Below are 21,094 nucleotides of genomic sequence, written 5' to 3'. Positions count from 1 at the left end.
CCAGGGAAGCTACAAGACCTTCTGCTTCCAGCGGCCACGGTGGAAGATCCAAAGGCCGACGACGGCCGACAGCGAGTAGGCAACCGCGAACGACCAGAACACGCCCGTCTCGCCCCACCCGATGACGAAGGCGAGCAGCGCCGCGACGGGGAGCTGGAAGAACCAGAACACGCCGATGTTGATCCAGGTCGGCGTCGCCGTGTCGCCCGCGCCGTTGAAGGCCTGCATCGTCACCATGCCCCAGGCGTAGAAGATGTACCCGTAGCTGATGATTCGGAGCGCGCGCACGCCCACATCGAGCGTCGCCGGGTCCGGGGCGAACGGCGCCAGAATCGGCCCCGGGAAAGCCACGAAGACCACCGTCACCACGGCCATGAACAGCATGTTCCAGAAGCCGGTGAGGTAGACGGCCCGCTCGGCGCGGTCGGGCTTCCCGGCTCCGAGGTTCTGGCCCACGAGCGTGGCGGCGGCGTTCGCTAGGCCCCAGGCGGGGAGGATGATGAAGATGACGACGCGGATCGCCATGGTGTAGCCCGCGAGGGCGATCGTCCCGAACTCGGACAGGATTCGGATCGAGGCGATGTAGCTGACCTGGGTCACGAGCATCTGGCCCACGCCGCCCACCGACACCTCCGCGAGCCGCTGGATCACGGGCCAGCGGACCTGGAGGTCGCTCCGCCGCACCCGGATGCGCTCGCCGCGGGACAGGTGCCACAACTGGTACAGGGCCCCGATTCCGCGCCCGGTCGTCGTGGCCACGGCGGCGCCCGGCAGTCCGAGTTCGGGGAAGATCCAGAGGCCGAACACGAGCACGGGATCGAGCACGATGTTGATCCCGTTCGCCAGCCACACGGAACGCATCGCCATCGACGGGTCGCCCGCGCCCCGGTAGATCGCGTTGTTCACGAAGAGGAGGATGATGACGACCATGCCGCCCAGTTGGATGCGGGCGTACATCGTGCCCTGGGCCACGACTTCGGGTGAGCCGCCCATGACCCGCAGCAGCCACGGGGCCAGGATCGCCCCGGCGAGCCCGAGGACCACGGCGATGCCGACGCTGAGCACGATCGCCTGCACGGCGGCCGTCGCCGCCCCGCGCTCGTCCTTCTCGCCCGTGCGGCGCGCGACCATCGCCGTGGTGGACATCGCCAGTCCCACCGCGACCGAGTAGATGACCGCCAGCATCGCTTCGGTGAGCGCGATCGCGGCGAGCGCGTTGGCCCCGAGCCGGCTCACGACCGCCATGTCCACGAGGAAGAACAGAGACTCCCCCGCCATCTCCAGCACCATCGGGATGGCGAGCAGGAGCACGCCGCGGTTCAGGCTCCCCGACGTGAAGTCCTCCTGCGTGCCCCACAGCAACGCCCGAAGCGTACTCCACACTCCGGAGCGGCCGTGAGCCGCAGTTTCCCCTTCGGGCCGGCCGGTGTCGCTCAAGGAATCGTCCTGTCGGGGGGAAGCGGAGTCAGTACGTCCAGATCGCGACCAGGTTGCAGTCGGTGAGGAGCATGCCGTTCGGTACCCGGTTCATGATCTCCGGCGGCGCCTCGCTGCACCTGTACGCTTCGATGCCCCGAATGGTGTCGAACTTCAGTTCGCTCAGGTTTCTCCGATTGAACCCGAGGCGGCTGGCGGGTCGCCCGTTGAGGAGGATGAGCTGGTTCCGGCGGTATCGGACGGACAGTTCCCGCTTGAACTGGAACACCTGCCCGAGGTGGATGAACTGGTCGATTTCCGGATGGGTCGCGAAGTAGCCCTCGTCGATGGACTGGCGGCGCTCGTAGAACCCGGACGTGAGCAGGAACGGGTCGCGGCCGGTTACCCTCACCTCGATCGGTGCGAGCGCGATCGCCCGCGTGTTGAGTTCGACGCGGAATTCCGCGCGTTGGTCCGTGAGGATGTTGATCTCGGTCTCGAGGGGCGCGTAGCCGATGTGAGCGACGCGCAGGCCATAGGTGAGCGGCGGCATCGAGTGGAACGCCACGCGTCCGAGCGTATCCGTGACCCCGGAGACCGGTAGCGGGGAGAAGTCGATCTGCGCGCCCGCCACCGGTCGCCCGTCCGCGGCGTCGATGACGGAGAGGACGACGAAAGCCGCGTCCCCCATGTCCACCTCGAGGTCGACGAACTGAGACCGGTCGAGTTCGACCTTGCGCTCCTTCCCGCGCCGGGACCGGTAGTTCGGGCGCACCCGGATCTCCCGAAACGCCTCGAGGCCGCAAGCCTGGTATCTCCCTCGCTCATCCGCTTCGACCCGCACGTCCTCCGGCGTCGGCATCCCGCGCTCGGCCTCGTAGCGGATCAGGACCGTCGCCCCCGGCAGGGGAACCTGGCTCTCGTCGTCCCGGATCGTGCCCTCGATGCCGACTTCGAGTTCCGCCTGTCCGAGTTGCCGGCAGATGCGGAGGGCCTGCTCCTCTGCCTCCTCCTGTCCCGCGGCCGGGGACGGCGCGAGAGCGGCCGCCGCCAGCGCGAGAGCGGCCGGCGGCGCAAGGAGCGCCGCATTACCTCTCAACTTCCGGCCTCGAGCAACGCCTGGAGGAGCCCGTTCCCGGCCTCGCCGAGACTGGTGGCGCCGCTGTTGTAGTTGCGGCCGAGCGCAACGCCGTAGCCGCTCTCGGGTTCGAACACGAGGTACATGTTGTACCCGGCGACGGATCCACCGTGGCCGACGAACCGCACGTCGTCGCCGCCCTCGAGCGCGACGGGGCGAATCGAGAACCCGAGTCCGTACCCCGCATCGGGATCCTCGGGCGTCTGGACCGTCATGACGTCCCGTCGGGTCGCCGGCTCCAGGAGTCCGTGTTCGGTCATGCCCATGACCGCGGCCGCGAACGTCGCGAGATCGCCGACGGTCGCGTAGACGCCGCCGTTCGGCACCTTGTATCCGCGCCCCTCGTGCTCCAGCGCCGGGAAGTCGGCGTTCACCTCGCCGTCGGCTCCGTTCGCGAAGCCCACGGCGACCCGCCGCCACAGGTCGGGGCCGACGATGAAGGTCGAAGAGCGCATCCCCAGAGGCTCGAAGAGGCGGTTCTCGACGAGGTCCATGAAGGACGTCCCCGCGGCCCGCTGCAGGGCGTAGCCGAGCACGCCGTACCCGATGTTGGAGTACTGGTATTGGGTGCCGGGCATCGTGTAGAACCGTGTGTGGGGGATCGAGGCGAGGATCTTGTATCCCCAGTCCTCGATCGGCCCCGCCGCGGCGCCTTCGAGTTCGGGCTCCCGGATGAGGCCGGCGGTGTGGCTGGCCAACTGCCGGAACGTGATCGGCGCCATGCCGGCCGGCGGGTCTCCGAAGCCGGCGGCCTCGGGCAGGTAGTCCACGACGGCATCATCGAGCGCCACCGTCCCGTCCTCCACCAGGTCCGCCATCAGGATCGCCGTCACCGACTTCGAGATCGAGCCGGTCCGGTAGATCGTTCGCACTCCGGCCGGCACGCGGTTCGCCGGGTCGGCCCAGCCGAACCCCTGCGCCCACAGCACCTGGTCGCCCTTGAAGACCGCCGCCGTGATCCCGCCGATGCCGTCGGTTTCGACATCCGACGCGATCTGCCGCGAGAACGCATCGATGACGTCCGCGTCCTGACCCGTGACGGCGGACGGAAGGACGAGGAAGACGAGAAGGAAGACGATCGTCGCCGAGCAAAGGCGGTGCGTCGCGGAGCAAAGGCGGGGCGCCGCGGAGGCTCGGGACAGGCGACGGTGGACCGGCATGACGTTCTCCTTGCGTGGCCGGCGGGCGGCCGAAGACCCCCGCCGAGCGTCGAATCCGATGCAAGGTCGCAGCTTGTCGCCCGCATCGGAAGCCTTCAGGCTGGCGGTCAAACCCCGACTCGCCTAGTGTGGCGCCCATGTCGCTTCTGAAGAAACTGATCTTCCGGATGGATGGGGCCGCGGACAGTGCCCGGACCCGGTTCGAGAGCGAGTCGGGGGCCACCTGGGAGGCCGAGTTCTCGATCTTCTCCGGCACCACGCAACAGTCGCCCCGGCTGCTCGTGATGTTCCGCAACCAGGACGACATCACGATTCCCCAGCGCTACAACCAGGCGCCGCCGGGCATCTCCAAGGTACCGAAGCAGGCCGTGGCCGAGATGAACGAGGCGGGACTCCGCGAACTGCTCGCGCGCTCGGTGAAGGTGTGAGCGGCGCGATGGTGGACCCGAAGAAGGCCCTCTCCCGCACGTTCCTCGACGGGGGAATGGTGCGCTGGGAAGCCTACGTCTCCGGCGGCCAGCCGAATACGCCTCAGGCGGCCCGCATCTACTTCGTGTGCCTCGAGGACCCCTTCGAGCCGCCGCGTTGGCTGTCGCACGAGAGTCGCAGCGTGGCCGAGGCGACGCGGGCGCTGGCCGGCATGACCGACGCTGATCTCCTCGGACTCCATTCCCGCTCGACGCCTCTGGAGTGATGCCGGGGGAGTCTCCGGCACGTGGAGGGTCGCCGTTCGACCCGGCGCGGCTGGCTTCTAGTTTACGGTGACGACGTCGTACAGCCGCTCGCCGGGGATACCGTCCACGCCCTCGTAGCGATGCTCGACGAGAATCGACCACGACCCGGGCTCTACGTTGTAGATGTTCGCCACGTAGGAAAGCGTCGAGGGCGTCCGACTGTTGCAGCCCTGCCGCCCCGACACGATCGTGATGGCCAGTTCCAGGCCTCCGTCGACCTCCCGCAGCTCAGGGGACACGTAATCGCACCGCAGTCGGCCCACGATCTGGCCCGACACTCGCATGGAACCCGGCCCCCCGGCGGCGTGCGCGAACTCGGGTAGCGCGGACCCCTCGCTGACCACCGACGTGAGCATATTCCCCACGGCCGGAGAGAGTCCGACCCCCAGATTCAGGCAGCCGGACGATCCGAGGAGGATACAAACCACGCCGATGGCGTAGCGCGCTGGCCGGTTTCCCGCGATTTGCAAGATGAGACTCCGCAGCCGAAGAACCCTCGGAAGAGTGGCAGCGTGCGGGAGTTTCTCGCAATACCGTCGCCCGGCTCGCGTCGTGTGCGCGATACGCGCTTGCGCTACCTTCCATGCGTGGCTTGGCGACGTAGTGGCGGAGACCGCAGGATGCGAACACAGCGAGCGGATCGTTCGGAGACGCAGGCTCGGAGAAGGGCTGTCAGCCGGGCCGCGTTCCGTGCTCTGGCGGCAGCCGCGATCCTGACGTCAGCCGGATCCCGGCTGGCCGCACAGAGCCCGCCTGTCACCCCCTCCCGAAGTTTCGTGACGTGTCCGGCGGAGGCGGATCCGTCCCTCACCGGGCTCGCGGGAATCGTCCGCGATACGCTTCAGGGCGTCCTCATCCCGGGGGCCACCGTCTCCGCGACGTGGACCGAAGACGACGGACAGCGGCGCACGGTTTCCGTACAGGCCGACGAAGGGGGCGTATACGTCCTCTGCGGCCTTCCGGCCATGGAGAGTCTCACGGTGAGCGCGAGGTTCCCGTCCTTCCGCACGGAGCCGGTCCAGGTGAGCATCGAACCGGGCCCTCCCGCCGGGTGGGACATCCTCGTGGGAGTGGAGGAGGGTGCGCTCGCCCGCCTGCTGACGGTGCCCGGTCGAATCGTGGGCCGGGTGAGCGATCGGCGTTCCGGCCGGCCGATCGAAGCGGCGAACGTCGTGCTCTCGGACACGCTATTGGCGGAGGACCGGCAGCGAATGACCGATGGGAGCGGCCGCTTCATGTTCTCGGATCTCGATCCGGGAGCGTACCGCGTGACCGTCGATCACCTCACCTTCGATCCCCTGAACCAGTTGGTGTACCTCCCGAGCGACCGAACCGTGCAGGTGGACTTCGAACTCAGCGTGGACCCGATCGAACTCGCACCGATCGTCGTCACGGCGTTGCGTGAGAAACGACTGGAGTTGCAGGGATTCTACGACCGGCGTGAGCTGGGTGAAGCGATCGGCGCCGGAGTATTCCTCACGCGGGACGACATTCAGGGCGCGGGGGCGATCCGCGTCACGCACTACCTGGGACGGATTCCGGGTGTGCGCACCGAGTGCGGCGGAGGCGCGAACAACAACTGCGTCATCCGCATGACGCGGGGCGTGCCCAGCCTGAGCAATCGCGCCGAGTACGGGTGCATGAACGCGAACGTATACCTGGACGGCGTGCGCGTGATCCGCGACGGCGGGGGGGCCGACGACTCGATCGACAACTTCGTCTCGCCGGGCGAAATCGCCGGGATCGAGGTGTATCGGGGCCCGAGCGAGTTGCCGGCCGAGTTCGGTGGAGCGGTGGGACGCTGTGGGGCCATCGTCATCTGGACGGGGCCGGCGATCAGTCGGCGTTCGCCCTAGGGAGGGGCTGCCGCGAACGCATGCAGCGCCGTGGCCTTCGCGCGCACGGCGACGCGCACTCCGCGGTCGACGCCGAGTTCCTCTGCGGCGTCGAGCGTGACGAGCGCCACGAGTTCGACGGGACCGCGGAGCCGCAACCGCACGAGCCCGCCCATGTCGCGCCGTTCCTCCACGGTCGCCACGACCAGGTTGCGCGTGCTCAGATCCGCCGGGGGGACATCCGGGGGTCCGAGGACGAGGTCTTCCGGCCGGTAGGCGATCTTCACGGGCGTGCCCGGGGTGGCCTCGCCCAGTGCCACGAGGGAGGCGCCGCCGATGTCGACCGTGACCATGCGCTCGTGCGCCCGCGTCACGGCGCCGGAGATTGTGAACTCCGCCCCGGTGACGCGCGCCGTGTAGACGTCTGCGGGATTCTCGTAGATCTCCTTCGGCGTACCCGTCTGGACCAGCTTCCCGTCGCGGATCACCGCGACCCGGTCCGCGAGATGGAAGGCCTCGCCCCGGTCGTGAGTGATGAGAAAGATGCTCGTCGCCCGCTCCCGGGCCACGCGCTCCAGGTCGTGGCGGAGATCGAGCCGCGAATCGGTGTCGAGATTTGCCGTCGGCTCGTCGAGGAAGAGGATCTCGGGGTCGAGAACCAGCGCCCGCGCGAGCGCCACGCGCTGCGCCTCTCCTCCGGACAACCGCGATATCGGGGCTCCCAGCAGGTGCGAGATCGCGAGTTGCTCACACACGGCGCCCGAACGGGCGCGGGATTCGGCGCGGGGCACGCCGCGCAGGGAGAGGCCGATCCCGACGTTGTACTCGACGGAATCGCTCCAGAAGTGCGGGCGCTGAAACACGACGGCGGACGCGGCCCGCAGCGCCCGCTCCGCCGACCGCCCCGACCCGCCGCGGAAGGTGACCTCTCCGGCGTCGGGCTTCTCCAGCATGGCGAGGAGGCGCAGCAGGGTGGATTTTCCGGCCCCGTTCGGCCCGAACACGGCGAGCAGCTCGCCCTCCCGCAGTTCGATGCGGTCCACCTCGACGGCCGTCCTACCGCCGTAGACCCGACGCAGGCCGACGCCGCCGAGAAGCGGTCCGTTGGCGGCGGTCACGCGACCTGGCGGCGGCGGATCGTGCGCCGCCCGAGCAGGAGGAGCACCGCGTTCACGCAGAGCGCGATGAGCATGAGGACGATCCCCATGGCGATAGCGACGTCGAAGTTGCCGCGACGCGTCTCGAGCACGATCGCGGTCGTCATCACCCGGGTTTCTCCGAGGATGTTGCCCCCCACCATCATCACCGCGCCTACCTCGCTGATGATGGCCCCGAACCCCGCCGCCACCGCCGCCACGAGCGATGTCCGCACCTCCCTCAACTGCAGGACGATCGCCTGCCGCCGGCTCGCGCCGAGCGCCCGCGCCTGGAGCGCGATGTCCGGGGGGATGTTCTCCACCGCGGCGAGGCTCACCGCGGCGATGTAGGGCCCCGCGAGGATCGCCTGGGCGCCGATCATGGCGGCTGGCGTGTAGAGCAGTTGCAGGTCGCCGAGCGGGCCCGCACGCGACAGGACGAGGAAGACCCCGAGCCCGACCACGACGGGAGGAAAGGCGAGCCCGGCGTTGATCACGGCGACCAGGGGCAGGCGAAGCCGGAATCGCGTCAGCCCGACCGCGATCCCGATGGGGAGTCCGATGACCATGGCCAGGAGGAGCGCCGATCCGCTGATTTGCAGTGAGCGGAGGATGACGTTCCAGACGTACAGGTCACCCGACGTGATGAGCCGGAGAGCCTCGAGCAGCGGATCCACGAGCAGAATCTAGTTTGCCGGATCGTCGCCGGGCCACGGGGCGAAGAGGGCTTCGGGGCCGTCGCGCACCCGGAATCCCGCGATGGCGCGGCGTCCGTTTGCGGAGCGCAGCCAGTCCGCGAACACCGCGGCGCGTTCCGGCCGGAGCGCGGCGCCCGGCGCCAGCAGCGAGTAGACGTTGCGCAGCGACGGGTGATCCGCGACAAGCGCGTCCAGGTCGAGCACTTCGGACAACAGCGCGAACGTCGCGCCGTCCGTGAGGACGTAGGCGCCGCGTTCGCTGGCCACGTGCAGCGTCGTGGCCTGCCCCTGCCCGGACTCGACGTACCACGCGCCCGCGGCGGCCACGCCCGCCTCGCGCCAGAAGGCGATCTCGCGGTAGTGCGTGCCCGAGCTGTCGCCGCGCGAGACGAAGCCGTGCTCCCCCCGTGCGAGCGTCGCGAACGCTTCGGACGGGGAGGCGGCTCCGCGAATCCGCGCCGGGTCCGAGGGCGGCCCCGCGATCACGTATCCGTTGGCGAGGACGGGGCTCCGTTGCGGCGCGTGACCCGCCTCGACGAAGCGCGCCTCGGCCTCGGGCGCGTGTACGAGCAGGAGATCGACGTCCCCGGTGCGGCCGAGTTCCAGCGCTTCGCCGCTGCCGGCGATGACCGTGCGCACACGGAGCCCCGGGTGGTCTTCGTTGAAGCGGGCGATCAGGTGTTCGAGCAGACCTGAATCGTAGGTCGAGGTCGTCGCGCCGAGCACGAACGTGTCCGCGTCTGTCGCGCACGCCCCGGCGCACACGCCGCCGCCGAGGGCGAAGATGAGGGCGACGTTCAGCCGTGGCGTATCCACCGCAGCACCTGCGGCAGGTTGGCGCGCTGGCCCTTCATCAGAATTCCGACCCGGAAGATGCGGCCCGCGACCCACGCCGCCCCGAGGACGAAGACTCCCAGCAGAGCCAGCGACACGAGCCACTGCCACACCGGGACAGAGGTGGCGAACAGCCGCGCCGGCATCACCAGCGGACTGAAGAACGGCACGAGGGAGAGGATGACGCCCCAACCGGCGTTCGGACTCTGGATCACACCCTGCGTCGCGATGAAGGGGAGGATGATCAGCATCGTGATCGGGAGCATGACCTGCTGGGCGTCGTGTTCGTTGCTGATCGTCGCGCCCGCCCCGGCGAACATGCCCGCGTAGAGCAGATAGCCGAAGATGAGAAAGAAGAACATCAGCACGAGCGAGCCCCACGGGACCGGGATGCTCGCGAGGTCGATCCCCGCCTCCGCCAGCGTGGAGGCCCCGGCGGTGAGGCCGTACACCGCCGCGAGCGCGAAGACCAGGGCCCACACGGCCATCTGCGCGATACCCACGGCGCCGACGCCCACGATCTTGCCCAGCATCAGCTCCCACGGTCGCAGGGAGGAGACCATGATCTCGACGATGTCGGACTGCTTCTCCTCGAGGATCGCCCGCACGATCATCTGCCCGTAGATGAGCAGGATGAAGTAGAAGAAGAAGGCGATGCCGAAGCTGAGCGCCCGGTAGATATCCTGGGACCGCGCTTCGCCGGACTCCGTGACGTTGATGACGTCGAACGAGGTCCTTTGCAGCAGCGCGCCGGGATCGATGCTCTGCACGCCGATCGAGCGCAGGCGCGCCCGCACCGATGCCCGCTGGAGGGCGCCCCGGACCGAGCCCTCGATGACGGAGGGAACGCTGGCCCGCGCGAGCAGCGTCGTCCGCCCGTCGTCCCCCCCGGCCTCGTCCCCGGCCTCATCCCCCTCGGCCTCACCCTCGCCTTCGCCCGTGTCCGGTGTCTCGCCCGGCATCTCCGCGGAGCGCCGGCCCGCGTCCCTCGGGATCATCAGCAGCAGGTCGTACGAGGAATCGGAGAGCCGCGTCCGCGCCTCGTCGACCGAAAGCTCCTCCATGTCCGCGGCGCGCACGGCGTCGAGCGAGTCCGCAAGCAACTCCTCGACGAGGAGGTCTCCGATGAGCCCGGCGGGGTCGGCGACCCCGATGACCCGGCGCTCCTCGCCCACATCCGTCCCCCCTCGCACGGCCAGGAAGGCGGAGAGGACGCCGAGCCCGACGATCAGCACGGGGAGGCCCAGCGTGGAGAGCAGGAACCACTTGGACTTCACGCGCAGCACGAACTCCCGGCGGATCACGGCCGCGACCCTGGGCGTGAACGGGTTCATGCGGCCGCCTCGTCGTCTTCGCTCTCGTCCTCGTGCGAGAGTCCGGCCTCGGTCGCCTTCTCGATGAAGATCTGGCGCAGCGAAGGTTCGATCAGTTCGAAGCGCGAGATCAGGGCGCCGCTGTCCACCGCCCGCCGCAGCAGCGCCTGGGGATCCGCCCCCTCCAGCATGCGGACCTCCACGTACGTGCCGTGCGCGGAGATGTCCTCGATGAGGTCCGGCGCATCGAGGAAGGTGGGATTACCCTCGAAGGACAGCGCGACGTCGCGCCGCCCCGCCGCGCGCTTGATGTCGCGGACCCGGCCATCGAGCACCTTGGTCGCCCCCGCGATCATGCACACGCGCTCGCACAAGCGCTCGGCGTCCTCGATGAGGTGCGTCGAGAGCAGGATCGTGGCTCCGGCCCGCTGGCGTTCCTGCAGGAGTTGCTTGAACAATTCGACGTTCAGCGGGTCGAGGCCGCTGAACGGTTCGTCGAGCACCAGCAGGTCGGGTTCGTGGAGGATGACGCCCAGGAACTGGGCCTTCTGCGCCATCCCCTTCGAGAAGGTCTCCACCTTGTCGTCCGCCCGGTCGCCGAGGCCCACGGCATCCAGCCCGGCCCGCGCCCGGACGAGCGCCTGCTTTCGCTTCAGTCCCTTCAACTGGCCGAAGAACGCGAGGTGGTCCGCGGCCGTCATCTTCTGGTACAGGCCGCGCTCCTCCGGCAGGTAGCCGATGCGTTGGCGCATGGCCTCGACGTTGGGGGAGCCGAAGACATCCACGGAACCAGTGTCGGGCCCGATGATGTCGAGGATGATACGGAGGGTCGTGGTCTTTCCGGCGCCGTTCGGGCCAATGAGCCCGTAGATCGATCCGTGCGGGATCTCGAGGTCGAGATCGCGGACCGCCGTCTTCTTGTCGAAGCGCTTTGTGACGCCCCGGAGGCGGATGGCCGGTGTATTCACGGCCCCGATGATACGGACTGCCGGTACCCGTCGCCACGCAGCCGCCCCGGCGATATATTACGGATTCCCCTCATTTTGCCGAATCCAACCCTCCATGGGGAGGTTAGATGGCGATCTTCCGCGTCCTGTACTACCGCGACATCACCGTAGGAAGCGGTGGTCGTATCACCATTCCCTTGGAGATGCGCGACCACATGCGGCTGACCGACGGCGATGCGTTGAAGGTTCGCCTCGAGGAAAGCGAATCCGGCCAGCGCCAGTTCACCGTCTGGAAGACGGAATCCAGCCCTAACATCTAGCGGCGGTCTCCCCAGTTGATGGCCATCGTGCCCATCATCAGGTCTTCGTAGCCGCACTCCACGAACCCGGCCGCTTCCATCCTACGGACCATCTCCCGCTGGTCCGGGAACCTCCTCAGCGACTCCGGGATGTACACGTAGGACTCCGGATCGCGGTGAATCGCCCAACCCGCCAGCCGGGTCGAGACGTCGAGATACCCGAGGTAGATGCGGCGCAGCGCCGCGGAGCGCGGGTGGCCGAAGTCGAGCGAGATGAGCCGCCCGCCCGGGCGCAGGCAGCGGAAGCTCTCGGCCAGCGCGGCGTCCAGGCCGGCGAAGTTCCGCAGCCCGTAGCCGACGACCACACGGTCGAACGCGCCATCGGGGAAGGGCAGGCGGAGCGCATCGGCTCCGACCCAGCCGGCGAGGTCGGGGCCCGCCCGTCCGCGTCCCGCCCGCCCCCGTCCGCGCCCCACCCGCATCATCTCCGGCGTGAGGTCGGCGGCGACCACCCGTATCTCGAACGCGTCGCGCGCGGCGTGGTCCAGCGCGCCCCGGGCGAGGTCTCCCGTGCCGGCGGCAAGGTCGAGGACGCGGTGGCCTGGGCGCAGCTCGGCCCGGGCGAGCAGCCGGCGCTTCCAGCGGCGGTGGAGGCCCAGCGACATGACATCGTTGGTGAGGTCGTAGCGGTCGGCCACGCCGGTGAACAGCCGGCGGACGTAGCGGCGCTTGTCCGCCGGCCGCTCGATCTGGCCGGAGATGCGTCGATTGAGCTTCAAGGGGCGCGGCTCCTCACGGGTGAGGCGCCACGTTAACGCCGGTCGTCCTCCTCCGCTGCCGTTCCGAGCAGGTTCAGGTCGCGCACCGTCTCCACGAGTCTGATGAACTCGCCGCGATAGCCCCGCGGGTCGTCGCCCCGTCCTCTCTCCGCCAGCGCGATGACGTCATCCGCCGAGAGCCCTCCGGCGTGGGGCGAGTCGCGCAGCAGCATGCCGAACCCCGCCACGGCGGCGGCGAAGCGGAAGCTCCGCGAGGGCGACCGGGAGCGGTCCGCGACCGCATGCGCCAGCAGCCGGCTCTCGGAGCCGTCCGGGTCCTTGTAGCGGACCTTCACGTAGAGCAGTTCGTCCTCGAACGCGCCTGGGGGCGCCTCAACGGGGGGCGGCGGCTCGGCGCCCAGCTGGTAGCGTAGCGGATCCACGCTGCGGGGGACCGGGAGGCCCGCGGGCACGACCTCGTACAGCGCGGTCACCGTGTGGCCGGCCCCGAGTTCGCCCGCGTCCTTCGTGTCGTCGTTGAAGTCCTCGTCGGCGAGCAACCGGTTCTCGTACCCGATCAGCCGGTACGCGACCGCGCGCGCGGGGTTGAACTCCACCTGCAGCTTCACGTCCTTCGCGACCGTGAACAGCGTCCCTCCCATCTCCTCCACGAGCACCTTCCGGGCCTCGAGGAGCCCATCCACGTAGTGGAAGTTGCCGTTCCCGCGGTTCGCGATCCCCTCCATCTTCGAGTCCTTCAGGTTCCCGGTGCCGAAGCCGAGGACCGTGAGGAAGATTCCGCTCACCCGTTCCTTCTCGATGAGGCGCACCATCGCCTCGTCGCTGGAGGCGCCCACGTTGAAGTCCCCGTCGGTCGCGAGGATGACGCGGTTGTTGCCGTCCTCGACGAAGTGTTTCCGCGCCACATCGTAGGCGAGCGCGATCCCGGCGCCGCCCGCCGTGCTTCCGCCGGCCTCGAGCCGCTCCACGGCCGACAGGATGCGGGCGCCCCGGTTCCCCGGCGTCGACGGGAGCGCGAGCCCCGCCGCGCCCGCGTAGACGACGATCGCGACCCGGTCCTGCGGTCTGAGCTGCTCGGTGAGCAGGGCGAAAGCCTTCTTCAGCAGCGGGAGCTTGTCGGGAGAAGACATCGACCCCGACACGTCGAGCAGGAAGACGAGGTTGCTCGGCGGCAGGTTCTCGGTGTCGACGGAGGGTGCCTTGAGTCCGATCCGAACGAGCCGATGCTCCGGCTTCCACGGCGCATCCCACACCTCGGTGAGGACGTCGAAGGGATGGTCCCCCGCCCCGCCGCCCCACTCGTACGGGAAGTAGTTGATCATCTCCTCGATCCGGACCGCGTCGGCGGGCGGCCGCTCCCCCGCCTGGATGAAGCGCCGGACGTTGGCGTACGACGCGCGGTCCACGTCGATGGAAAAGGTGGAGAGCGGCGACTCGCCGACGCGGCGGAAGCCGTTCTCCTCGATCCGGGCGTACGACTCCGTGTTGAAATCCGGGTGCACCACAGACGCCGACCTGGCGGAGAGACTGATGGACGTCGGACCCCGCAGCACGGTAAAGGGCGGCTCGCCACGGGGGGTCTCATCGGCCACCCCGGTCACGAGGGTCTCCTTTGTCCGCAGCGTCGTCTGCTCGACCGTGAAGTCCAGCGTGACCGTCTCGCCCGCCGTCACGGTGACCGTCTTGCTCGTCTCCCGGTAGCCGATCAGGCGGACCGTGACGGCCCGCTCCCCCGCGGGCACGCCCGGGAGGGAGTAGCTGCCCTCCGCGTCGGTCAGCGTGCCGATTGTCGTCCCCGCCACGAAGACCTGCGCTCCGGCGACCCCGGCGTTGGCCGTCGCGTCGATCACCCTGCCCTTCACGGTCCCCGTCTGCGGCCGGGTCTCGGACTGCGCGTGAGACGGAGCCGGCCCGGCGATCGCGAGGCTCAGCGCGAGGATCAGGACGGGCAGGGCGCCGACGCGGGCTGGGTTCCTGTGAACGTTCATCGTCGCCATGGTCGCGTTGTCTCCTGTCCAAGGCCGAATCCGGGAGCAGCGCGCCCCCGCCATACACCCGTAGACGCCACGAACGGAAAAAGGGTGACATCGCGATCTGCCGGCGCGCCGCGGGTTCGGCTCGAACTGGCATACCTCCGAACGATGGTATACCATGTATACATGCCCCTGCCCCGCCCCCTCTGCACCCGTGTGTCGCGCGACGCCGAGTCGGAACTCGAACGCGTCTTCCTTGAGCAGCAATGGACTCCGTCGGAGGGACTCAGGAACATCCTCCTGGAGTGGCTCGCGCTGCAGAGATTCCCGCAGATCGAATTCCGGGAGACCCGGGCGGGCCGGCGGGCGGCGTTGCGCGGCGGGCCGGAGGTCTGGGAGGTGGCGGCGGCGTCGGGCCCCGGCCGGGCGATGAGCGCCGCCGTGGGCCAGCGCTTCGCCGGAACGCGTACGGAGGCGCTCGAAGAAGCCCTCGCCTACGCCAAGGAGTACGCCGACCAGGTCGACCCCATCGTCGCCCGCGAAGACCGCCTCGCCCGCCTGTAACGGGACTTTCGTGAGGGCGGCTAGACTTTGGTGAGGGCCTCGAGGAGGACGCGGGCCTTGTGGCGGGTCTCTTCCCACTCGCGCGCGGGTTCGGAGTCGTAGACGATTCCCGCTCCCGCCTGGGCGTACACGCGGCTGCCGACGGAGAGCAGTGTGCGGATGACGATCGCCATGTCGAGGCTCGTCGCGCCGTAGCCGACGTAGCCGGCCGCTCCGCCGTAGGGTCCGCGGCGGGTCGGCTCGAGTTCGTCCAGGATCTCCATGGCGCGCACCTTCGGGGCGCCGGTGAGCGTGCCGGCCGGAAAGCAGGCCTTGAACGCTTCGACGGCGTCGGCTCCGTCCGCCAGCGACCCCGCCACCTCGCTCACGAGGTGCATGACGTGGCTGTAGCGCTCGATCTCCATGAAGCGCGACACCTCGACGGAGCCGGGACGGGCCACGCGGCTCACATCGTTGCGGCCGAGATCCACCAGCATGAGGTGTTCCGCCCGCTCCTTCTCGTCGGCGAGCAGGTTGCGCGCGTGCCGCTCGTCCTCCGGCGGCGTGGCGCCGCGCGGCCGCGTCCCGGCGATCGGGCGCACGGTCACGATCCCGTCTTCGACCCGGACCAGCGTCTCGGGGGAGGAGCCGATGAGGCGCATGCCGTCCAGTTCGATGAAGAAGAGGTAAGGCGACGGGTTGCTGCGGCGGAGCGCGCGGTAAAGCTCGAGAGGGTCGCCGTCGTAACGGGCGCCGGCGCGCTGCGAGACCACGACCTGGTACGCGTCGCCCGCCACGATGTACTCGCGGATCCGCTCGACGGCCGCCTCGTAGTCGTCCCGCGAGCGGTTTCCGGCCACCTCCGGCGTGCGCGCCCTGCCGTTTCCGAGCGGCCCCAGCCCGTGCGGGTTTTGCAGGCCGCGCACCCAGTCGGCAAGCCCGTCCAGTGCCTCGCGGTACAACTCGGCCGGGTCGTCTCCGGGCGCGACCGGGACCGGCGCCACCGCAAAGGCGCGGGAATACAGGTTGTCGACGATGAGCATGCGCTCCGTCGCCATGAAGCAGGCGTCCGGCACGCCGAGGTCGTCCGGCGGCGCGTCCGGCAGGCGCTCGAGCCAGCGCACCGTGTCGTAGCCGAAGAAACCGACCGCGCCGCCCCAGAACCGCGGCAGGGCAGGGACTTCGACCGGTTCATACCGCGTGATCCAGGACTCGAAGGCGCCGAAGGGATCGCTCGTGGCTTCGGGCGCTCCCCAGCCCGCGCCCGGCGTCCACAGCCGGACCTCCGGACCGTCGAGCCGCCAGGCCTCCCGCGGCTCCGAGCCGAGGAAGCTGAACCTCGCCCAGCGTTCCCCCCCCTCCACGGACTCGAGCAGGAAGGAGAACGGTCCGCGCCGGAGCTTCGCGAACGCGGTCACCGGCGTGTCGAGGTCGAACGGAATCTCCATCGCGACCGGGACAAGGCGCCCGGGTTCGGCGAGGCGGGAGAATTCGGCAAAGTCGGGGATGACGGAGGCGTCGCTCATGCGCCCAAGGTAGCAGCCCGCCGCGGGGACCGGGACCGACGGGGACACCCGCCCGGATCGCCTTGTCGGGCGTAGGCCTTTCGTCTACTCTCTCAGGTCCGGTTCGAGCCGGCGAGAACGGTCCCCGTCCCCCGACGGGGTTCAGGTCCAACCGCGGGCCGAGGATTGCTCGGCAGCCCAATGAGGAAGCGATGAACACCAGCGATTACATCTCTCAGGTCGACACGTGGAGCGCGCACAACTACCACCCGCTTCCCGTCGTGATCGAGCGCGGCGAGGGCGAGTGGGTGTGGGACGTGGAGGGCCGCCGGTATCTGGACATGCTGAGCGCCTATTCCGCGGTGAACCAGGGACACCGTCACCCCCGCATCATCGAGGCGCTGCGTGCGCAGGCGGAGAAGCTCACGCTCACGTCGCGCGCCTTCCATAACGACCGCATGGGCCCGTTCCTTCAGAAACTGTGCGAGATGACGGGGTTCGAGCGCGCGCTGCCGATGAATACCGGCGCCGAGGGCGTGGAGACCGCGATCAAGGCGGCCCGCAAGTGGGGCTACACCGTGAAAGGCGTGGCCGAGGACCGGGCCGAGATCATCGTCTGCGAGCAGAACTTCCACGGCCGGACGACGACCATCGTCGGCTTCTCCTCGGATGAGGGCTCCACGTTCGGGTTCGGCCCCTTCACGCCGGGCTTCGTGCCGATTCCCTACGGCGACGCGGATGCGCTCGAGGCGGCGATCACGCCGAACACCGTCGGCTTCCTCGTCGAGCCCATCCAGGGAGAGGCGGGCGTCGTGGTGCCGCCCGACGGCTTCTATGCGCGGGCGCTGGAGATCTGCCGGACGAACGGCGTCCTCATGATCAACGACGAGATCCAGACGGGCCTGGGGCGGACGGGCAAGCTGTTCTGCGCCGACTGGGAGGCGGATCGCGGCGACATCATGATCGTCGGGAAGGCGCTCGGCGGGGGCGTGTTCCCCGTCTCCGGGATCCTCGCCAACTCCGACATCATGGACGTCTTCCATCCGGGAGACCACGGCTCGACGTTCGGCGGAAATCCGCTCGGCGCGGCAGTCGGGATGGCGGCGCTGGACGTGATTCGGGATGAGGACCTGCCGGGCCGCTCGAATGAACTGGGCGCCTGGTTCAAGGGAGAACTGGAGGCGATCGACTCGCGGCACGTGGACCACGTGCGCGGGCGGGGCCTGTTCATCGGCGTGGTCGTGCGGGACGAGTCGGGGTCGGCGCGTCCGTTCTGCGAGGCGCTGCAGGCGCGGGGGATCCTCGCCAAGGAGACGCACGAGCAGGTGATCCGTTTCGCGCCTCCACTCACGATCGAGAAGGCGAGCCTGGAATGGGCGCTGGAGAACATCGCCGAGGTGCTGGAGGGCGCGGCAGTCGCCGTAGCCTAGGCCGCCACCAGTCGACCGGCCGCGGCGCATCGTCGCCGCGGCCCGGCCGTCCCCCGGGTCCGCCCGCCGATTCACCCTCCGGCGGTCCGCCCGATCCCCGCGCAACCAATCCCCGGTTGCCAGTGTCACCGGTCCAGAAGCAGAAGAAGCGGAAGAACCGACGTGTACCCGGAGACCCCGGCACGGTGACGGAACCGCAACTCATTCAGCGGCTCAGGGACGGAGACCAGGACGCGGCGCGCGCGTTGTACGACGCGCACGTCGACCGGGTGTTCCGGATCTGCTACCGGTTCGCGGGCGAGGACCATCTCGCCCAGGATTTTACGCAGGAGACGTTCGTGCGGGCGTTCACGAAGATCGACACGTTTCGCGGCGAGGCCGCGTTCGGGACGTGGCTGGGATCGATCGCCACGACGGTGTCGCTGAACGGGCTCCGCAAGGTGAAGCGCTTTCGCAGCCGCGAGACCGCGCTGCACGAGGACCTCCGCTCGACCCGCGGCCTGAGCAGCCTCGAGCCCGACGTCAAGGAGCGGCTGCACCGCGCCATTGACGAACTTCCCGCCGGCTATCGAACCGTCTTCCTGCTGCACGACCTCGAGGGCTACACGCACGAGGAGATCGGGACGATGCTCGGCATCAAGGCCGGGACGTCCAAGTCGCAGCTCTTCCGGGCGCGCAGCCGCCTGCGGGAGAAGCTCGCGGACTTCGCGGGAGAATGGGCATGCTGAAGGATCGCATGGACGACGCGAGCCGCTTTGTCCGGTTCGTCCGCCGGGAGGCGGCCGACTACCACGACCCGCCGGAAGCCCCGGCCGAGAGCATGTGGGCCGGGATCGAGGCTCGGCTCGGGGCGCCGCCGGTGCCCGACGCCGACTCGCTTGAGACGGTGGACATGACGGGCGCGGTGGCCGGCGTTGGCGGTGTCGTCGATCGCGGCGTCGATCACCCCTTCGATGTGCTGGGCTACCACGACCCGCCGCCCCCGCCGCGCGAGACGATGTGGGAACGGATCGAGGCGGAGTGGGTCGCGCGGCAGCCGGAGGACCCCGGCGCGCGCAAGGCGACTCGCGGCCCGCTGCGGCTGATCGTGGCCCGGACGTTCGGGCGGCGGCCCGGCCGGACGACCGTGTGGCTGACGGGCGCTGCCGCCGCGTCGGTCGCGCTGGCCGTGGCGCTCGACCGTGGCGCGCAGCTCCCCGTGCCCGCCGAGCCGGAAACCGTCGCCGCGACGACGACGACGCCGACCACGGCGGCACCGGTGACGGCGACGCCGATGTCGGTCGCCGCGACCGGCTCCGGGCCCCTCGCGCCGACGGCTGCCGAGGAGGCGCTGGCGCTTTCCGTCCTCGAGGAGCCCCTGGAGACGACCCGGCAGTTCGTCGCGGCCGATCCGCCGCCGGCCGCCGATCCGGCCCCGGCCGCGGCGTCGGGCCGGCCCGACGCGGACCCGCCGATCCGCGACGCCGCCGAAGAATACGATCTGTCCCGAATCTCCCGTCACCTGGACCGGACCCAGGCCCTGCTGGTTGCGTTCCGCACGGATATCGGAACCGACGAGTCGCAGCGCGACCTGGCCAAGTGGGCGCGCGAGTTCCTGGTCGAGACCCGTTCGCTGCTCAGCACGCCTGCCGCGGAGGGCCAGCGGGAGCGCACGCTGCTGCAGGATCTCGAACTCGTCCTCGTGCAGATCGCGCGGCTCGGCCCGGACGCCCCGGACTTCGAGCGCGAACTGGCCCGCGAGAGCATGGAACGGCAGGGAACGCTGATGCGGCTTCGGTCCGCGAGCGGCACATGAACGGAACCGTACGGAGGCATAACATGGATAATCGCGTAAGACACTTGACGTGGATCGGGCTGCTGCTGGCCGGTCTCACGATCGTGGACGCCGCCCCCCCGCGCGCCGCGCTGCCCGTGCTCGGGGCGGGGACCCTGGCCGCGCAGACCGTCCAACAGGAAGAGGTGGCGCGATTCCTTGAGGCGCGCCGCGCCATCAACGCGGAGGAGTTCGAACGCGCGGCGGCGCTCTTCCAGGCGGTGCGGACCGAATCCGCGCTGACGACGCCCCCGTTCGAGCCCGATTCCTACTATTGGGAGGCGTTCGCCCGCTATCGCCTCGGCGACCTGGCCGAGGCGCAGTTGCTGCTCGAAATACTGATGGTCGGGTTCCCCGAGGCGCGCCAGGCCGAGCCTCGCCTGCACAGGGAGGCCGGGCGGCTGTACCACGACGCGCGGGCCCTGCAATTCGAGATCCGAGGCCAGCTCGCGTCTCAGGGCGACGCCGGCGATGCGGAGCGGCTGCTGCGCGAGGCAGAGGAGACCCTCGACGTCGCCGCCACGACGCCCGGATTTCGCGTGATGCCCATGGAAGTGGCGGGGCGCACTGTCACGCTTCCCGTACGGGTGGCCGACCTGACGGCTGTGCCGGACTCGGTGGCCGCCGATTCGCTGGCCGTCTTGATGGGCGAGGCTCAAGGCGAGCCGGACGCACAGGACGCGGCGGACGCGCCGGACTACCTCCAGCGATTGGCGGAGTCCGCGGAGAGCATCACCGATCTCGCGCGGCAAGTTGCGGACTACGAGCAGCGGGCCTTGACCGTCGATGTGCTGCAGGTCGATTGGCAGCGGGCGGAATACCAGGAGGCCCTGCGTGCCGCGTCGCAGGAGCGGGGGACGTGCGACGACGTGTCGGTGCAGTTGGCGGCGCTTGAAGCGGTCATGCGCTACGAGAACGAGATCAACCGGATGCAGGTGCTTCGCGACGTCCTGGACCGTGACGATGAGTGTTCGCCGCGGCTGCACGAGGAGGCGGTCCAATTCGTCGCGAGACAGGGAACCCAGGAAGCCGAGGACGTTCTCCTCGGCATCTTCGAGACCCATTCGGAGAGGTCCGTCCGCAGGCATGCGCTGCAGGAAGTGTGGCGTTTCGACTCCTGGGATGCGTACCAGGTGCTCAAGCAGACGCTTGAGGACTCGGACGACTACGCCATGCAGAGCGATGCGATCGAAGCCCTCCGCAGGAGTGAGTTCGAGGGGAGGACGGCCGGTGCCGCCTGGATGCAGTACGGCCTCCGCAACGGCGCCGTGAATGCGCTCGTCGACGCGGCCCTCGATGATTCCAAGTCGGAGAGTATCCGCAACGCGGCGATCAGAGCGGTGGGCCGTCGGGATGACGTGCAAGCCGCCGCCTTTATTCCGCTCTACGAACGACTCGATTCGGATGACCTCAAGGAGTCCGTGCTCCGCGCCGTGCAACGAAAGGTGCGCGAAGAGGAGGACATGGAGACCGCCGCCTGGGCGCGCTCGGTCGCCTTCGACACGGAGGAGTCCGAAGACGTGCGCGAGGAAGCCTTCACC

The 21,094-nt window shown here is 69.4% G+C and carries 21 protein-coding genes; 9 read left to right on the top strand and 12 right to left on the bottom strand.

What is annotated here, in order from left to right:
* Positions 1-9 precede the first annotated feature (9 nt).
* The 3 genes from OXN85_14020 to OXN85_14010 are packed head-to-tail and all read right to left on the bottom strand — an operon-like array spanning position 10 to position 3,714.
* A complete protein-coding gene (locus OXN85_14020; protein ID MCY3601079.1) occupies positions 10-1,437 on the bottom strand; it encodes an MATE family efflux transporter in 1,428 nt (475 codons plus the stop codon).
* Between the two features lie 28 nt (positions 1,438-1,465).
* On the bottom strand, positions 1,466-2,515 hold the full coding sequence (locus OXN85_14015) for a carboxypeptidase regulatory-like domain-containing protein (protein ID MCY3601078.1): 1,050 nt from the start codon (positions 2,513-2,515) through the stop codon (positions 1,466-1,468).
* A complete protein-coding gene (locus OXN85_14010) occupies positions 2,512-3,714 on the bottom strand; it encodes a serine hydrolase (GenBank protein MCY3601077.1) in 1,203 nt (400 codons plus the stop codon). Before OXN85_14010 ends, OXN85_14015 begins: the two co-directional genes overlap by 4 nt.
* Positions 3,715-3,851: 137 nt before the next feature.
* On the opposite strand from OXN85_14010, the gene OXN85_14005 reads away from it, so the two are divergent.
* Positions 3,852-4,142 (top strand): hypothetical protein, encoded by a 291-nt coding sequence (locus OXN85_14005; protein ID MCY3601076.1) that lies wholly within the window; start codon positions 3,852-3,854, stop codon positions 4,140-4,142.
* Positions 4,139-4,408, top strand: a complete 270-nt coding sequence (locus tag OXN85_14000; protein ID MCY3601075.1) for a hypothetical protein — start codon at positions 4,139-4,141, stop codon at positions 4,406-4,408. Before OXN85_14005 ends, OXN85_14000 begins: the two co-directional genes overlap by 4 nt.
* Before the next feature lie 57 nt (positions 4,409-4,465).
* Here OXN85_14000 and OXN85_13995 read toward each other — a convergent pair whose 3' ends face one another.
* Positions 4,466-4,918 carry a hypothetical protein gene (locus OXN85_13995; protein MCY3601074.1) on the bottom strand — a complete coding sequence of 151 codons (453 nt, stop codon included), beginning with the start codon at positions 4,916-4,918 and terminating at the stop codon, positions 4,466-4,468.
* 306 nt (positions 4,919-5,224) lie between these two features.
* Between OXN85_13995 and OXN85_13990 the strand changes: the two genes are divergently transcribed.
* Positions 5,225-6,304, top strand: a complete 1,080-nt coding sequence (locus OXN85_13990) for a TonB-dependent receptor (GenBank protein MCY3601073.1) — start codon at positions 5,225-5,227, stop codon at positions 6,302-6,304.
* Here the strand turns inward: OXN85_13990 and OXN85_13985 are convergent.
* From OXN85_13985 to OXN85_13965, 5 genes are read right to left on the bottom strand one after another with little or no spacing between them, the layout of a single operon-like run.
* Positions 6,301-7,401, bottom strand: a complete 1,101-nt coding sequence (locus OXN85_13985; protein MCY3601072.1) for an ABC transporter ATP-binding protein — start codon at positions 7,399-7,401, stop codon at positions 6,301-6,303. The two genes, OXN85_13990 and OXN85_13985, sit on opposite strands and share 4 nt — an antisense overlap.
* Positions 7,398-8,096: an ABC transporter permease gene (locus OXN85_13980; protein MCY3601071.1), complete on the bottom strand. Its 699-nt coding sequence runs from the start codon at positions 8,094-8,096 to the stop codon at positions 7,398-7,400. The genes OXN85_13985 and OXN85_13980 overlap by 4 nt, the downstream gene beginning before the upstream one ends.
* Before the next feature lie 9 nt (positions 8,097-8,105).
* Positions 8,106-8,933 (bottom strand): substrate-binding domain-containing protein, encoded by an 828-nt coding sequence (locus OXN85_13975; protein MCY3601070.1) that lies wholly within the window; start codon positions 8,931-8,933, stop codon positions 8,106-8,108.
* The gene (locus tag OXN85_13970) at positions 8,915-10,285 is read right to left on the bottom strand and encodes an ABC transporter permease (GenBank protein ID MCY3601069.1); all 1,371 of its coding nucleotides are present in this window, start codon (positions 10,283-10,285) and stop codon (positions 8,915-8,917) included. Before OXN85_13970 ends, OXN85_13975 begins: the two co-directional genes overlap by 19 nt.
* Entirely contained in the window at positions 10,282-11,232 is a 951-nt protein-coding gene (locus tag OXN85_13965) for an ATP-binding cassette domain-containing protein (protein MCY3601068.1), read from the bottom strand. Before OXN85_13965 ends, OXN85_13970 begins: the two co-directional genes overlap by 4 nt.
* Before the next feature lie 107 nt (positions 11,233-11,339).
* On the opposite strand from OXN85_13965, the gene OXN85_13960 reads away from it, so the two are divergent.
* Positions 11,340-11,531, top strand: coding sequence for an AbrB/MazE/SpoVT family DNA-binding domain-containing protein (locus OXN85_13960; GenBank protein MCY3601067.1), 192 nt, complete (start codon positions 11,340-11,342; stop codon positions 11,529-11,531).
* Here OXN85_13960 and OXN85_13955 read toward each other — a convergent pair.
* Positions 11,528-12,289 carry a ubiquinone/menaquinone biosynthesis methyltransferase gene (locus OXN85_13955; protein ID MCY3601066.1) on the bottom strand — a complete coding sequence of 254 codons (762 nt, stop codon included), beginning with the start codon at positions 12,287-12,289 and terminating at the stop codon, positions 11,528-11,530. The two genes, OXN85_13960 and OXN85_13955, sit on opposite strands and share 4 nt — an antisense overlap.
* Positions 12,290-12,321: 32 nt before the next feature.
* Positions 12,322-14,286 carry a von Willebrand factor type A domain-containing protein gene (locus OXN85_13950; protein ID MCY3601065.1) on the bottom strand — a complete coding sequence of 655 codons (1,965 nt, stop codon included), beginning with the start codon at positions 14,284-14,286 and terminating at the stop codon, positions 12,322-12,324.
* 84 nt (positions 14,287-14,370) lie between these two features.
* On the opposite strand from OXN85_13950, the gene OXN85_13945 reads away from it, so the two are divergent.
* Entirely contained in the window at positions 14,371-14,826 is a 456-nt protein-coding gene (locus OXN85_13945; protein MCY3601064.1) for a hypothetical protein, read from the top strand.
* Between the two features lie 20 nt (positions 14,827-14,846).
* Here the strand turns inward: OXN85_13945 and OXN85_13940 are convergent, their stop codons facing one another.
* Entirely contained in the window at positions 14,847-16,331 is a 1,485-nt protein-coding gene (locus tag OXN85_13940) for an anthranilate synthase component I family protein (protein MCY3601063.1), read from the bottom strand.
* Positions 16,332-16,522: 191 nt separating this feature from the next.
* Here OXN85_13940 and rocD point away from each other — a divergent pair, with 191 nt between their 5' ends.
* The 4 genes from rocD to OXN85_13920 all read left to right on the top strand — a co-directional run.
* Positions 16,523-17,740, top strand: coding sequence for an ornithine--oxo-acid transaminase (gene rocD / locus OXN85_13935; GenBank protein ID MCY3601062.1), 1,218 nt, complete (start codon positions 16,523-16,525; stop codon positions 17,738-17,740).
* 185 nt (positions 17,741-17,925) lie between these two features.
* Positions 17,926-18,468, top strand: a complete 543-nt coding sequence (locus OXN85_13930; GenBank protein MCY3601061.1) for a sigma-70 family RNA polymerase sigma factor — start codon at positions 17,926-17,928, stop codon at positions 18,466-18,468.
* Positions 18,462-19,535, top strand: coding sequence for a hypothetical protein (locus OXN85_13925; protein ID MCY3601060.1), 1,074 nt, complete (start codon positions 18,462-18,464; stop codon positions 19,533-19,535). Before OXN85_13930 ends, OXN85_13925 begins: the two co-directional genes overlap by 7 nt.
* Positions 19,536-19,558: 23 nt before the next feature.
* Positions 19,559-21,094 (top strand): hypothetical protein (locus OXN85_13920; protein ID MCY3601059.1); only part of this gene is annotated, 1,536 nt, incomplete at its 3' end.

Source organism: Candidatus Palauibacter australiensis (assembly GCA_026705295.1).
Classification (GTDB): domain Bacteria; phylum Gemmatimonadota; class Gemmatimonadetes; order Palauibacterales; family Palauibacteraceae; genus Palauibacter; species Palauibacter australiensis.
Note: the sequence above shows the minus strand (reverse complement) of the source record. Positions and strands in the feature narration are given on the sequence as shown.